8 protein-coding genes and 5 pseudogenes are annotated in these 14,672 nt (G+C 66.7%); 2 read left to right on the forward strand and 11 right to left on the reverse strand.

Annotated features, from left to right (window positions below; all coding sequences use genetic code 11):
• Positions 1-55: 55 nt before the first annotated feature.
• Both lgt and CN538_RS01645 read right to left on the reverse strand, forming a co-directional pair.
• A pseudogene (gene lgt, locus CN538_RS01640) lies at positions 56-865 on the reverse strand (prolipoprotein diacylglyceryl transferase).
• A 36-nt stretch (positions 866-901) separates the two neighbouring features.
• Entirely contained in the window at positions 902-1,693 is a 792-nt protein-coding gene (locus tag CN538_RS01645) for a sulfite exporter TauE/SafE family protein (RefSeq protein ID WP_106418345.1), read from the reverse strand.
• Positions 1,694-1,902: 209 nt separating this feature from the next.
• Between CN538_RS01645 and CN538_RS01650 the strand changes: the two genes are divergently transcribed.
• Positions 1,903-2,667 carry an NRDE family protein gene (locus CN538_RS01650; RefSeq protein WP_106418346.1) on the forward strand — a complete coding sequence of 255 codons (765 nt, stop codon included), beginning with the start codon at positions 1,903-1,905 and terminating at the stop codon, positions 2,665-2,667.
• A gap of 25 nt (positions 2,668-2,692) precedes the next feature.
• Here CN538_RS01650 and ptsP read toward each other — a convergent pair whose 3' ends face one another.
• Both ptsP and CN538_RS01660 read right to left on the reverse strand, forming a co-directional pair.
• Positions 2,693-4,954 carry a phosphoenolpyruvate--protein phosphotransferase gene (ptsP, locus tag CN538_RS01655; RefSeq protein WP_106418347.1) on the reverse strand — a complete coding sequence of 754 codons (2,262 nt, stop codon included), beginning with the start codon at positions 4,952-4,954 and terminating at the stop codon, positions 2,693-2,695.
• A gap of 143 nt (positions 4,955-5,097) precedes the next feature.
• Positions 5,098-5,592 carry an RNA pyrophosphohydrolase gene (locus tag CN538_RS01660; RefSeq protein ID WP_106420521.1) on the reverse strand — a complete coding sequence of 165 codons (495 nt, stop codon included), beginning with the start codon at positions 5,590-5,592 and terminating at the stop codon, positions 5,098-5,100.
• Positions 5,593-5,830: 238 nt separating this feature from the next.
• Here CN538_RS01660 and CN538_RS01665 point away from each other — a divergent pair.
• A pseudogene (locus CN538_RS01665) lies at positions 5,831-6,492 on the forward strand (histidinol-phosphatase).
• A 196-nt stretch (positions 6,493-6,688) separates the two neighbouring features.
• Here the strand turns inward: CN538_RS01665 and rsd are convergent.
• The 7 genes and pseudogenes from rsd to CN538_RS25840 form a co-directional block, all read right to left on the reverse strand.
• Positions 6,689-7,201: a sigma D regulator gene (gene rsd, locus CN538_RS01670; RefSeq protein ID WP_106418348.1), complete on the reverse strand. Its 513-nt coding sequence runs from the start codon at positions 7,199-7,201 to the stop codon at positions 6,689-6,691.
• Between the two features lie 90 nt (positions 7,202-7,291).
• Positions 7,292-7,834 carry a disulfide bond formation protein B gene (locus CN538_RS01675; RefSeq protein ID WP_106418349.1) on the reverse strand — a complete coding sequence of 181 codons (543 nt, stop codon included), beginning with the start codon at positions 7,832-7,834 and terminating at the stop codon, positions 7,292-7,294.
• Between the two features lie 72 nt (positions 7,835-7,906).
• Positions 7,907-9,535 (reverse strand): glutamate--cysteine ligase, encoded by a 1,629-nt coding sequence (gshA, locus tag CN538_RS01680; RefSeq protein ID WP_106418350.1) that lies wholly within the window; start codon positions 9,533-9,535, stop codon positions 7,907-7,909.
• Between the two features lie 134 nt (positions 9,536-9,669).
• A pseudogene (locus CN538_RS01685) lies at positions 9,670-12,014 on the reverse strand (Tex family protein).
• Positions 12,015-12,177: 163 nt separating this feature from the next.
• A pseudogene (locus tag CN538_RS01690) lies at positions 12,178-13,709 on the reverse strand (phosphoenolpyruvate carboxykinase).
• 465 nt (positions 13,710-14,174) lie between these two features.
• Positions 14,175-14,495, reverse strand: a pseudogene (locus tag CN538_RS25835) (Hsp33 family molecular chaperone HslO); the annotation flags it as partial.
• Positions 14,432-14,671: an Hsp33 family molecular chaperone HslO gene (locus tag CN538_RS25840; RefSeq protein WP_422917598.1), complete on the reverse strand. Its 240-nt coding sequence runs from the start codon at positions 14,669-14,671 to the stop codon at positions 14,432-14,434. The pseudogene CN538_RS25835 and the gene CN538_RS25840, both read right to left, overlap by 64 nt.
• Position 14,672 lies beyond the last annotated feature (1 nt).

Here is a 14,672-nt window from a genome sequence, read left to right on the forward strand (position 1 = left end):
CGTCCAGCACCGTGCGCTCAGGCATCACTGACCGCACGGGTGACGCCAGACGCGCTCAGTCGGCGGCGCGCTCGGCGCGGGCATCGTCGACCGCATTGCGGCGCGACCATACCACCAGCCGCGCGCCGGCCAGGATCATCGGTAGCGACAAGAGCTGCCCCATGGTCAACCAGCCGAAGGCGGATGAAGCCGAGCTGCGGATCCGGCTGCCGGAAGAACTCCGACAGGAAGCGGAAGCAGCCCGTAACAGATCAGGAAGAGCCCGGAGACGAGAAACCGCGCCGGCGCGGAGTCAGCGATACCAACCAGAGAATGGTGAACAGTACCACACCCTCAAGGAAGAACTGATATAGCGACGACGGATGCCGCCCCTGCCCCCCCATCCCGGGGAACACCAGAGCCCAGGGCACGTCGGTGACACGGCCGGGCAGCTCGTGATTGATGAAGTTGCCGATACGCCCGGCGCCCAGCCCGATCGGCACCAGTGGTGCGATGAAGTCGGTGAGCTGGAAGAAGGCCAGCCCGTGCTTGCGGGCGAACAGCAGCGACGCGATCAGCACCCCGATCAGGCCGCCATGGAAGCTCATGCCGCCATCCCAGACCTGGAACAGCCACAGCGGGTTCTCTATCAGGCGATCGAACCCGTAGAACAGCGCATAGCCCAGGCGCCCACCCAGCACCACGCCCAGCGCGCCGTAGAAAGCATGTCACCGATATCATCGGGCTTGAGTCCTAATCGCGCGGCGCGCAGACGCCCCAGCCACCAGGCACCGACGAAGCCGACGACGTACATCAACCCGTACCAGTGCACCTTGAGAGGCCCCAGCGAGACGGCGATGGGATCGATATCGGGATAGGCCAGCATGCGCACTCCTTCGGCAGCAGGGGTCGGGATCGTCGGTCAACCCAGCATCAGCTTGAATCCGACCACGATCAGCAGGAGGGCAAAGATACGTCGCAGCACCTTGGCAGGCAATGCATGGGCGACTTTCACCCCCACTCGGGCCATCGGCACGCTGGTCACCATCAGGCCGAGAAACGCCGGCCACATCACGAAACCGGTCGCCCCGCTCGGCAGCCCGGCCTCGCCCCAGCCCACCACGACATTGGTCACGGTACCGATCAGCGCGATCGGCAGGCCGATGGCAGCGGAGGTACCCACCGCCTCGGTCATGCGCTGGGTGAAACGCGACAGCCAAGGCACCGACATCACCCCGCCACCAACGCCGAACAGCGTCGAGACACCGCCGATCACCGCGCCCGCCGCGACCATCGGCCAGCGCTGTGGGGTGCGTCCCTGAGTGGCCGGCGGACGCGACAGCAGCATCTTCAGTGCCATCACCAGAGCAAAGGCACCGAACAGCCGCGTCAGCGCTGCACCGGGCAGCGCGGAGGCCAGCAGCACGCCGAGGATACCGCCTACCAGCAGCCCTGGAATCATCAGCCGCAGCCAGTCGCGGCGCACGCTGCCCCGGCGCCAGTGCCCCCAGGCCGAAGAGGCGCCGGTAACGACGATGGTCGCCAGCGACGTCCCCACCGCCAGATGGGCGGTCACCGCCGGATCGACCTGCTGGGCGAGAAAGGCGAAGACCAGCGCCGGCACCATCACGATACCGCCACCGATACCGAAGACACCCGCCAGCAGCCCGGCGATGGCACCCACCAGCAGGTAGATGAGGATGGCCGTCAGCATCTTTCTACCCCACAGTCAGACATTGAATGGGTTATCTCGCCGGGAAGCGCTGCCAGCGCGGGGTCTGGAAACATGCGGGTTATCCTTGGGTGTGACATCCGGGGGCGGGAAGTAAATAGCCTGCTCATGGTACGCTGCCAGTTTGTCGCTGTCATGGCTGCCGCTGTCAGGGCTGCCCCTGGCACCATCCACGCTGCTGGAGTCACACCATGTGTCTGATCGTCTTCGACTGGCAGCCGGATAGTGAGCAGCCGCTGCGTCTCGCCGCCAACCGCGACGAGTTCCACGCCCGCCCCAGCGCCGCCCTGCACCGCTGGCAGGATGCGCCACTGCTCGGCGGCCGCGATCTCGAGGGCGGCGGCACCTGGCTGGCCGCCGCCCCCGGCGGGCGCTTCGCCGCCCTGACCAACGTCCGCGATGCTCACATGGCGACGCCCGCTGATGCGCCCAGCCGCGGGGCGCTGGTGACCGCAGCCCTACAAGCGGGCGAGCCGCAGCGCTGGCTTCAGGACCTGGCGAGCGCTGGCGCCCAGCGCTATGCCGGTTTCAACCTCCTGCTGCGCGAAGGTGATCGGCTCTGGGTGCTCCACCATGGCCGCGACGCAACCACCCTCGACGAAGTCGCGCCCGGCCTGCATGGGCTTTCCAACGCCGCGCTGAATACTCCCTGGCCCAAGCTGGTGCGAGCGCGGGAGGCCCTGCGACAGGCCCTCGCCGACGGCGATTGGCAGAACTCGATGTGGCAGGCCATGCATGACACCCGCCCCACCGCCGACGCCAAGCTGCCCGATACCGGCGTCGGCCTGGCGACCGAGCAACGGCTGTCACCGATCTTCATCCTAGGGGAGACCTACGGCACCCGCGCCACCACCCTGGTGAGCGCGGCGGCCGGTGTCATCACGCTGACGGAGCAACGCTACGCTGGCATGGGCGTGCCGGCGGGAGAGTGCGTGAGCGAATCAGTGTCAGCCTAGCCGCAGACTCTGGCGCGAAGACTCCTCAATCCTGGGGCGGCAGCAGATGTGCGATCTGCCAGTCGGAGAGCCGCTGGCGCAGGTGAGCGCGCACCGCCGCAGTGGTCGGCAGGCCCAGCGTCTCCTGCACCAATGCCTTGGCGTCTTCGAGCCCGACCCGACGGATGGCGGCACGAACCCGCGGCAGGCTCGGCGCGTTCATCGACAGCGCGTCGAAGCCCATGCCCATCAGCAGCAGCGCCCCGGCGGGATCTCCCGCCAGCTCGCCGCACACTGAGGCTGGTACCTCGAGGGCCTGACTCTCCGCGGCGAGCCGTGACAGCGCATTGAGCACCGCCGGATGGCAGGCATCGTAGAGACTGGCGACGCGCGAATTATTGCGGTCCACCGCCAGCAGATACTGGGTCAGGTCATTGCTGCCGATGGAGAAGAAGTCGACCCGCTCAGCCAGCGCGGGGAGCTGATAGAGCGTCGCCGGCACTTCGATCATCACCCCGACCTTGGGCGAGGCCACCTCGATACCATCCTCGGCAAGCTCCTGACGCGCCCGCGACAGCAGGCGCAGCGCCGTATCCACTTCGTCGACACTGGTGATCATCGGCAGCAGGATGCGCAGATTGTCGAGCCCGCGCGAGGCCATCAGCATGGCGCGCAGCTGCACCATCAGTACTTCCGGGTGATCCAGCGTCACCCGGATACCGCGCCAGCCGAGAAAGGGGTTGGCCTCGTTGATCGGGAAGTAGGGCAGATCCTTGTCACCGCCGATATCGAGGGTGCGCATCACCACCGGCAGCGGCGCGAAGCTCGACAGCTGCTCGTGGTAGAGACGGGTCTGTTCCTGCTCGCTGGGGAAGCGCTCGTTCATCATGAACGGGACTTCGGTGCGGTAAAGCCCGACGCCGCTGACCCGCGACTTGAGCTGCGCCACCGCATCCACCGCGAGCCCGGTATTGACCAGCAGCGGCATGGCGTGGCCGTCCGGTGTCTGGCTGGGCAGGTGCTGCTCGTGCTCGAGCACTTCGGCGAGCGCCCGCTCCTCCTTGATCAGCCGCGCGTAGCGCTGCGCCAACTGGGGATCGGGCCGCACGAAGAGGCGCCCACGGTGACCGTCGAGAATTGCCTTGGCCCCGTTGATCCGCGGCAGCGGCAGATCGACCATCCCCAGCACCGTGGGAATGCCCATGGCCCGCGCCAGGATCGCTACGTGGGAGTTACTCGAACCGCGCACCGACACCAGCGCCGCCAGGCGATCCTTGGGTACCTCGCCCAGCGTCGCGGCACTGATCTCGTCGCCGACCAGAATGGTGTTCTCGGGATAGGTGGAAGCGGTGCGCTCGCTACCCTCCTGCAGATGCGCGAGCACCCGCCGGCCCAGATCGCGGATATCGGCGGCACGCTCGCGCAGGTAGCCATCGTCGACCCGCTCCAGATACTGGGTATGGCGTCGGACCACGTCGGCCAGTGCCCCCGGGGCCCACTGCCCCTCGCGGATGCGCTTCTCGACCTCGTTCCCCAGCGCCGCGTCGCCCAGCATCTGCTGATAGACATCGAACAGCGCCAGCTCCTGGGCCGAAATGCGGCTGGCCAGACGCGCCCCGGCTTCGCGAATCTCCTCGCGCACATGAGCGATCGCCGCCTGCAGATGGGCGACTTCGGCCTCCGGGTCGGTGGGAATTAGGTCGGGGACGCTATCGAGATCGGCCGGCGGGGCGATCACCACGATCTCGCCGATCGCCATGCCCGGTGAGCCCGGCGCCCCGGAGAACATCGCCTGGCCATCGGGCTCGGCGCGGCGATTGAGCGCGCCGGAGACCAGCGCATGCGCCAGCACCCCGGCGAGCTGCGCCGCCATGGTCACCAGGAAGGCCTCATCCCCCTCGTCGAAGCGACGCTTCTCTTGCTGCTGCACCACCAGCACGCCGAGCATGCGGCGCTGGTGGATGATCGGCACCCCGAGGAAGCTGGAGAAGCGCTCCTCGCCGGTCTCGGCGAAGTAGCGAAAGTGCGGATGCGCCGGGGCGTCCTCAAGGTTGAGCGGCTCCTCGCGCTGACCCACCAGCCCTACCAGCCCCTCGCCCAGGCCAAGCGCCACCACGCCCACTGCCTGGGTGCGCAGGCCGATGGTATCCATCAGCACCAGTCTTTCGCGCTCGCGATCGAACAGGTAGACCGAGCAGACGTCGGTGCGCATCGCCTTGCGGATGCGCCGCACCATGGTGGCGAGCGCGGCATCCAGGCTGCGGGCGCCGTTGACTTCCTGAACGATGCGGCGAAGGGTATCGAGCATGGGCCTTTTTCTTGTCTGCGAGGCGATCCTCGTGGTGGCATCGGGGCGGCCCGCTAGCGCCGGGCCGCCATGGTGTTCGCGCGGGCTGGCCCAGTGGTGCGGGTTGCCCTTTCAGGTCACTTCCGTTCAGTTCACCTCGCCTCTCAGGTCACCTCCTCCAGCGCCAGACGGTGAAAGTCCGGTGCCAGTTCACGCAGGGCGCGGCGGTAGACCTCGCGCTTGAACGAGACCACCTGACCTAGAGGATACCAGTAACTGACCCAGCGCCAGCCGTCGAATTCCGGTTTGGGCGTGCTATCGACGCAGACTCGGCTGTCATGGCAGCGGATCTTCAGCAAAAACCACTTCTGCTTCTGGCCGATGCACAGCGGTTTCGAGTGCGTTCGCACCATGCGCCGTGGGAGCCGGTAACGTAGCCATCCTCGCGTACAGGCCACCACATCGACATCATGGGCCTTCAACCCAATCTCCTCCTCCAGTTCGCGGAAGAGTGCCTGTTGCGGTGACTCATGGGCCTTGATACCGCCTTGCGGAAATTGCCACGCTTCCTGACCCGCCCGACGCGCCCAGAGCAGTTGGCCGTCACAGTTGGCAATGATGATGCCAACGTTCGGCCGAAAGCCATCGGCGTCTATCACGGAGTTCACCTTAACTCAATTGTCGTTGAAACCATTCTTCCACAAAGCGAGAAAGCGCATCAATAAGCTTACCGGGCAAAAGCCCTGGCCAGCGTCCTGGCACCGACCGCCAACGGCGCCCCCGCGCCCGCGCCCGGCATGGGCAAGCGCGGAGGAGTTTGCGATACTGCCCGGCGTCGCCATCGCGACCCGACCACCATTCCATCGCCACACCATCGCGACTTACCGGGAGCCAACCTTGAGTCTGGCCATTTTCGATCTCGACAACACCTTGATCAGCTGCGACAGCGACCACGCCTGGGGCGAGTTTCTCATCGAGCAGGGCGCGGTCGACGGCGACGCCTACCGCCAGGCCAACGATCAGTACCTGCGGGACTATCAAGCGGGTCAGCTCGATATCCTGGCCTACCTGGCGATGGCGCTAGAACCGCTGACCCGCCACAGCGAGGAGCAGCTCAACGCCTGGCACCAGCAGTTCATGGCCTGCAAGATCGAACCCCACGTGCTGCTGCCGCAAGCCGAGGAGCTGCTCGCCTGGCACCGCCAGCGCGGCGACCATCTGCTGATCATCACTGCCACCAACCGCTTCATCACCGGCCCATCGCCCGGCGTCTGGGCGTCGACGATCTGATCGCGATCGAGCCCGAACGCGACGGCAAGCGTTACACCGGCCGCGTGGCCGGCGTCCCCAGCTATCGTGAGGGCAAGGTGATACGGCTCGAGCAGTGGCTGGAGAGCCAAGCCGCACTGACTCTGGATGACGCCTGGTTCTACAGCGACTCGATCAATGATCGCTTCCTGCTCGAGAAGGTCCCCAATCCGGTGGCGGTCGACCCCGATGACGCTCTGCGTCGCCTCGCCGAGGAGCAAGGCTGGCGCGTGATCACACTGCGCGACTGAGACCGTCGAACCGGCGCACATCGGCGCCGCGTTCCGTGATTCATCAACGGTATGGGGCCGGAGAGCAAGAGCGGCAAGAGATGCCGGAGCGCCGGAGGAGAGAGACGGCCGTGAAAACCGTCCACCGGTAGGCACCAAGGCGTGGAGGCGCCACACGCCGCGGGCGTGTGGCAGGCTGCGAGGGCGATGGCGCGACTCAGGAGGAGACGGGGTGCGCCTGGTGAGGGTCTGTCTTGTCAGTGGCCGGCGCGTGCACCGCATGAACCCGGCTGATCAGTTGATCCTCGAGCCCGAAACGATTCACCAGCCCCGCACCGAGGCGCTCCAGCCACGCTGGCAGGCGTGCGGTATGGTGCTGGCAGCGCGCGGGGGTGGCGTAATCGTTGTCGAAATCGAGAACCAGTTGGGTCGAACTCTCGACCCGTTCCAGCAGGTCATCGGCCAGCGCCAGCGCCTCGCGGTCGTCGAAGGCCTTCGCCTCCTCGCGCAACTGCGGGTAGATCTCGAAGTGGCCGGCACTGATGTAATCCATCAGCGCTTCGCTGAAGGCATCGATGCGCGCCTTGGTGACCGCGCTGAGGTCGCTCTCGCACACCTCGCGCAGGTCGACCAGGGTCACCAGCATGTCGTAGCGCTGCTCGAGCCAGCGATCGATCAGCGAATGGACCCCACCCCAGCGCTCCTGTGCCGTCTTGCAGTGCTCCAGCATGTGTTTTCTCCTGGTGCGGTGTCTCACGAATATCCGTTGGCCCTATCTGCGCCTGGCATGATCGGCGCGTCTGGCCGTGGCGGTCTACGCTCAGGCCGCGGCCGCCGGTTGCGTCGCCGCGCTGCCCCGCAGCCGGGTGAGAATCATCGCCAGCGGTATCAGCGCCATGATCGCAAAGCCCAGCAGTGTCCACTGCGGCAGCGTCACGCCCCAGAGCGCACCTTCCACCGCGGCGCACTCGCCCGATCCTGAGAGCACGCGAGACATCACATCCCACAGCGGTAGCGCACCAAGCATGTAGTCTAAGCCAGGTCCACAACTCGGCACACTATCCGGAGGTAGTGTCTGCAGCCAGACATGGCGCCCGGCGACGATGATGCCCCCGGCCACCGCCAGCAGCGCCAGCACGCCGTAGACGATAGCGCCGCGACGGCACGGATTGTGCAAAAGGCCGATCAGGAAGACGCAGCCGGCAATGATCACCGCCACGCGCTGGAAGATGCACAGCGGGCACGGCTCCAGGCCCACGCCATACTGAAGATAGAGCGCCACTGCCATCATCAGGCAGCACATCGCCAGCCCCAGCCCGCACCACCGTGCGCTAGCCTGCGCCGCCCACTGCTTGATCTGCATAGTCTCGATGTCCTTGGTATTGGTCCTGCTCGCGCCCACCGCCGCCCGCCGGGCGCGCCAGGCCTTATGGACTCACGCCGCCGGGCGCGGTTCCCGTGCGCGGGCAAAATAGTCGGCGATGAACTGGGCGAACGAGACCTGATCTTCCGCCTCGATATCGTGCTGCTGCTGATGCGAGGTCGCCACCAGCTCGTCGAACAGCGACGCCCTTGCTGCGTCCATCGGCGTGGTCCGCCACGCCTCGGCCTGGCGCCGGGCCAGATCGGTCATGAAATCGGCCCACTCACCGCCGTGTGCCTCGAGCTCGCGCAGCATGCGCGCCGAGGGGGTCGACTCAGGGTCGTCGAGCCGGGTCGCCAGCGACTCGACCGCAGCCAGGTGCAACTCCGAGCCCTCGATGGTATCGAGCAACGAGGCGACCTGGCGCATCCCGGCGATGATCTCGTGACCCCGCTCGGCCAGCGGTATCTGGCGCTCGCCCACCTGCAGGTGCAGCGCCGGATCGCGGCCGCGCTCGACCACCAGACGCCGATTGTCGTCGAGACGATCGCACTCCTCGTCGGGGATCCACGGGCTCTCGGAGAGCAGACACCAGAGCAGGAAGGTATCGATGAAGCGCATCTGGGGCTCGTCGATGCCCAGCGGCAGAAAGGGGTTGAGATCGAGACAGCGCACCTCGATGTACTCCACCCCGCGCGCTTCCAGCGCCTGGGTCGGCGTCTCATCGTGACGCGCCACCCGCTTGGGCCGGATATCGCTGTAGTACTCGTTCTCGATCTGCAGGATGCTGGCGCTCAGCTGGTGCCACTCGCCGCCCTCCTCGACCCCCATCCGCTGGTAGTCCGGCCACTCGGTGGAGATCGCGTGGCGCAGCGTACCGACATAATTGGAGAGCGAGTTGAAGCAGATCTTGAGCTGCGACTGCACCTTGTTCTGGTAGCCCAGATCGGACATGCGCAGGCTGGTGGCATAGGGTGCGTAGAGCGTCTCGCCGTCTCCCTGCCACGGCTTCAGCTTGTCGCAGCGCCCGTCCAGCCCGGCGGCGCCGAGGAAACTGCGATCCAGCGCCGGCGAGGCGCCGAACAGATAGAGCAGCAGCCAGCTGTTACGGCGGAAGTTGCGGATCAGGTCGAAGTAGCGCGCCGAACGATAGCCTTTGGGCGACTCCGCCTCACGCCCCTCCAGCGACTGCAGCAGCGGCCAGATATCCTCCGGCAGCGAGACGTTATAGTGGATACCGGCGATCGACTGCATGATACGGCCGTAGCGCAGATCCAGCCCCTTGCGGTAGACGTGCTTCATGGTGCCGACGTTGGAGGTGCCGTAGTCGGCGATCGGCACGCTCTCGTTGCCCGAAAGTCTCGACGGCATGCTCGCCGGCCAGATCCACTCTTCCCCCAGATGGCGATAGCTGAAGCGCAGCAGGTCGCCGAGAAACGCCAGCGCATCCGCTGGCCGGCAGTAGACCGGGGTGATGTACTCGAGCAGCGCTTCCGAATAGTCGGTGGTGATATGCGGATGGGTCAGCTTGGAGCCCAGCGCGTAGGGATGCGGGGTGGGCACGATGCGGCCTTCGCCATCGACCCGCAGCCCCTCTTTCTCGATGCCTCGCCGCAGACGACCAAGCAATCCTTTGCGTGCCGGCGTCATCAGCCGGTCGACGTTCGTGGCGAGTTGATCAGACACGCGCAACACCTTCATCCGATGGGGAGAGACGCCTCTCCCGTTGTCCGTGCACCGCTGCCGGCGGCCATCGATAGCCGCCGGCAGCGATACGTCGCGAGCAAAACCCCATTATGGAGTCGGCGATAGCGCTTTCAAGGCTAACGACTTCGTCAGCGACGCTTCTGCGCTTTCAGCAACGCCTCGCCCAGCGCGCCCATGCTGGAATTCTGACCCTGCCCCTGACCGCCGCCCCGGCCGCTGCGCTGCGGCTTGCCTCGCTGGCGCTGCTCGCCGCGCCCGCCCCCGGGCTGGCGCTCGCGCTGGGCGCCGGGCTCGTCGCGAGGCGCATCGATAGTCCGATCCGCTGACGCGGCAGGTCCACTTCCATCACCTTGACCTTGACGATATCGCCGGCCTTGACCACCTGGCGCGGGTCCTCGACGAACTTCTCGGCCAGCGCCGAGATATGCACCAGACCATCCTGGTGCACGCCGACATCGACGAAGGCGCCGAAGTGGGTGACGTTGGTGACCACGCCCTCGAGCAGCATGCCCGGCTCGAGATCGGAGAGCTTCTCGACCCCCTCGCGGAAGCTGGCCGCCTTGAACTCGGGACGCGGATCACGCCCCGGCTTATCGAGCTCCTTGAGGATGTCGATCACCGTCGGCACCCCGAAGTGATCGTCGACATAGTCGGCCGGCTTGAGCGACTTGAGATACTGGCTGTCGCCGACCAGCCCGGCGAGCTGACGCCCGTTGCGCTCGGCGATACGCGCCACCAGCGGATACGCCTCCGGGTGCACGGCGCTGGCATCCAGCGGGTTGTCACCGCCCATGATGCGCAGGAAACCGGCGCACTGCTCGAAGGTCTTGGGCCCCAGGCGCTCGACCTCGAGCAGCTCGCGCCGGCTGCGGAACGCGCCCTCGCGGTCACGCCGCGCGACGATGTTCTCGGCGAGCATCGGGCTCAAGCCCGAGACCCGAGACAGCAGCGCGCTGGAGGCCATGTTGAGATCCACGCCGACGGCGTTGACGCAATCTTCGACCACCGCCTCCAGGCTGCGCGACAGACGCAGCTGAGAGACATCGTGCTGGTACTGGCCGACCCCGATCGACTTGGGGTCGATCTTGACCAGTTCCGCCAGCGGGTCCTGCAGCCGGCGTGCGATCGACACCGCACCGCGGATCGAGACGTCCAGCGCCGGAAACTCCTTGGCCGCCAACTCCGACGCGGAGTAGACCGAGGCCCCGGCCTCGCTGACCATCACCTTGGCCAGCGGCCGCGGCGCCACGCGCTTGACCAGCTCGGCCGCCAGCTTGTCGGTCTCGCGGCTGGCGGTGCCGTTACCGATCGCCACCAGCGCCACGTCGTGGCGTTCGACCAGCTGAGCGAGGGTCGCCAGCGCCGCGTCCCACTGCTTCTGCGGCGCATGCGGATAGACCACAGCGTGCTCAAGGAATCGCCCGGTAGCATCCACCACCGCCACCTTGCAGCCGGTGCGCAGACCGGGGTCGAGGGCCAGCGTCGCCTTGGGCCCGGCCGGCGAGGCCAGCAGCAGATCCTTGAGGTTGGCGGCGAACACCTCGATCGCCTCCTGCTCGGCGCTCTCACGCAGGCGCCCCATCAGCTCGGTCTCGAGGTGGGTATAGAGCTTGACCCGCCAGGTCCAGCGCACCACTTCGCGCAGCCAGCGCGAGGCCGGTAGCTCGGCCCCCAGATCGATACCGACATGGCGAGCGATCGCCACCTCCGCCGGATGGATCGGCGCCTCGTCTTCCCCCGGCATAACCAGGGTCAGCGCCAGCACGCCCTCGTTGCGCCCGCGGAACATGGCCAGCGCGCGGTGCGACGGCGTCTTGGCCAGCCCCTCGTCGTGCTCGAAGTAGTCGGAGAACTTGGCCCCTTCCTGCTCCTTGCCCTTGACCACCCGCGCACGCAGTTGCCCCTCCTCCCACAGCCGCTCGCGCAGGCGGCCGACCAGCTCGGCCTCCTCGCTGAAGCGCTCCATCAGAATCTGCTTGGCGCCGTCGAGCGCCGCCTTGGCATCCTCGACACCGCGCGACTCACCGGTGGCGCTATCGAGATAGGCCGCCGCCTCGGTTTCCGGGGTCAGGCCGGGCTCGGCCAGCAGGCGCTCTGCCAGCGGCTCGAGCCCCGCTTCGCGGGCGATCTGCGCCTTGGTGCGGCGCTTTTTGCGATAGGGTAGATAAAGATCTTCCAGACGCTGCTTGGTGGTCGCCGCCATCAGCTCGCCGAGCAACTCGGGGCTCATCTGGCCCTGCTCCTCGATCGCCTGGACGATGGCGCTGCGGCGCTCTTCCATCTCGCGCAGATAGCGCAGACGCTCCTCCAGGGTGCGCAGCTGGCCATCGTCGAGGCCGCCGGTGGCCTCCTTGCGATAGCGCGCCACGAACGGCACCGTGGCGCCGCCATCGAGCAGGTCGACGGCCGCGGCGACCTGCTGCGGGCGGACACCGAGTTCCTCGGCGATGGCGGAGACGATTGCAGTTTGCATCTTGGACATGAATCACATCACGGCTGAAAAGATCGCGCCAAGGTAGCACACCGCCGCCAGCGGCTCCTACTGCGCGCCGCAGGGCGGATGCCCTGACACACGAAAGGGATGGCCGCAGCCATCCCTTCACGAGCCTTCACCGCCGAGCGCCGTCGGCGTGAGTTCAGATAGCGCGCGGGCCGGCCGCGACGATCGCCGGATCGACACCATCGAACTTGGCGAAGTTACGGGTGAACTTGTCGATCAGCGCATTCATCTGGGCCTCGTAGGCGGGCGCATCGGACCACGCCTCGCGGGGGTCGAGCAGCTTGGCGTCGACGCCGGCTACCGCCACCGGCACATCGAGGTTGAGCCCCTCGATGTGGCGCGTATCGACATCGCGCAAAGCACCGCTCTGGATCGCGCCGATCACCGCCCGAGTGGTGGGAATGCTGAAGCGGCTGCCGCCCTGACCGTAGGCACCGCCGCTCCAGCCGGTGTTGACCAGATAGACACGCGAGCCGAAGGCCTCGATACGCTTGATCAAAAGCTCAGCGTACTCATACGCCGGGCGCGGGAAGAACGGCGCGCCGAAGCAGGTCGAGAAAGTCGCCTCGAGCTGGCTGGTGGAGCCCATCTCGGTGGAGCCAACCTTGGCCGTATAGCCGGAGAGGAAGTGGTAGCAGCGGCTTCCTGAGAGCAGCGACACCGGCGGCAGCACGCCGCTCATGTCACAGGTCAGGAAGACGATGGCGCTGGGCTCGCCGGCGCGATTGGCCAGCACCCGCTTGTCGACGAACTCCAGCGGATAGGCGGCGCGCCCGTTCTGGGTCAGGCTGACATCGGCGTAATCGGGGACCCGCGCCGCATCCAGCTTGACGTTTTCGAGCACGCTGCCGAAGCGGATCGCATCCCAGATGATCGGCTCGTTCTGACGCGACAGATCGATGGTCTTGGCGTAGCAGCCGCCTTCGAAGTTGAACACCGTGCCCTCGCCCCAGCCGTGCTCGTCGTCACCGATCAGATAGCGCTCGGGGTCGGCGGACAGGGTCGTCTTGCCGGTGCCGGAGAGCCCGAAGAACAGCGTGGTCTCGCCATCCTCACCGACGTTGGCGCTGCAGTGCATCGGCAGCACATCCGCTGCCGGCAACAGGAAGTTCTGGACCGAGAACATCGCCTTCTTCATTTCGCCGGCGTAGCGCATGCCCGCCACCAGTACCTTGCGCTGGGCGAAGTCGATCATCACCGTGGCCTCGGAGCGGGTGCCGTCGCGACCCGGCTCGCAGACGAAGCCGGGTGCGCTCATCAGCGTCCACTCGGGCTTGTCCGCCGCGTGGGTCTCGGCCACGTCGGCCGCGGGGCGCACGAACAGATTGCGGCAGTAGAGCGCCTGCCAGGCCAGCTCGGTCACCACGTGCACCGGCAGGTAGTGCTGCGGGTCGGCGCCGACATGCAGCGACGAGACGAAGCGCGCGCGCGCGCCCAGGTACGCCTCGACACGTGCCCACAGGGCGTCGAAACCTCAGCGCCGATCGGGCGGTTGACCGCTCCCCACTCGATCATCGCCGAGGTCGAGGGCTCGTCGACGATGAAGCGATCGAGGGTCGAACGCCCCGTACGCGCACCGGTCTCCACGACCAGCGCGCCGTTGTCCGCCAGCACGCCCTCGCCGCGAGCCAGGGCAAACTCGACCAGCTCGGCTGCGCTGAGGTCGATATGCGCCTGGGGGGAGGTTGTGTCCTGGGCTGCCTGGCGGGGGGCTTGAGGGTGATCATCATCAGTCCTGGCTCTGAGGCCTTCGTCGTCACGTTTCACGGCAAGATGCCCGCGACTGCGGTGGCGCGTGGCTCTGCTCCGGCGTGTCGGACCAGGAGTCACGCTTCACCACGCTACGTTAACGACGCTGCTCACGGAGATTGGCGACTTCAACGCTCGGCGGGCGCAAAAAAAGAGCGCCATTATGGCAAAAAGCGCCCGGGGCGCAAATCGCCCCGGGCGCTGGTCAATTGGCCTTTGATCGTAAGCATTAAGCCGCGGATCAGTGCACGGTGGGCGGCGGCGCCTGGGGCGACTCGATGATCGCTTCGACGTCGGCGGCGCTGAAGTGGTAGCGGGTATGACAAAATGGCACTGGGTCTCCACCGCGCGCTCCTGTTTCGAGGATCTGCGCAGCTCATCGGCACCCAGGGTGTGCAAGGCGTTGGCTACCCGCTCGCGCGAACAGGTGCAACCGAACGCCAGCGCCTTGGGCGTAAAGACTCGGGTAGTCTCCTCGTGGAACAGGGGTAGAGCACTTCCTGGCGCTCGAGGCCCAGCAGCTCGTCGGCAGTGATGGTCGAGGCCAATGGACCACCCGCTCCCAGGCGTCCGGATCCTTGTTCGAGTGGTCATCGGGCAGCTGCTGCAGAGTAGCCCCGCACTGCGCTCACCGTCGGCGCTCAGCCACAGGCGTGTAGCGAGCTGCTCGGACTGGCTGAAATAGGCCTCGAGACAGCCCGCCAGATCGCGTGCTCGAGCGCCACGATGCCCTGATAGCGCTGGCCCTCCTTGGGATCGAGGGTGATCACGATCTGCCCCTCGCCGACCAGCTCGCGCAGGCTGGCGGCAGCGTCGAACTCGCGTGTTTCATCGAAACGTGCAATACCGCGCAGCTCAACCGCCGGGTTGGACTCCACCATC

Source organism: Salinicola tamaricis, assembly GCF_003006155.1.
GTDB lineage: Bacteria > Pseudomonadota > Gammaproteobacteria > Pseudomonadales > Halomonadaceae > Salinicola > Salinicola tamaricis.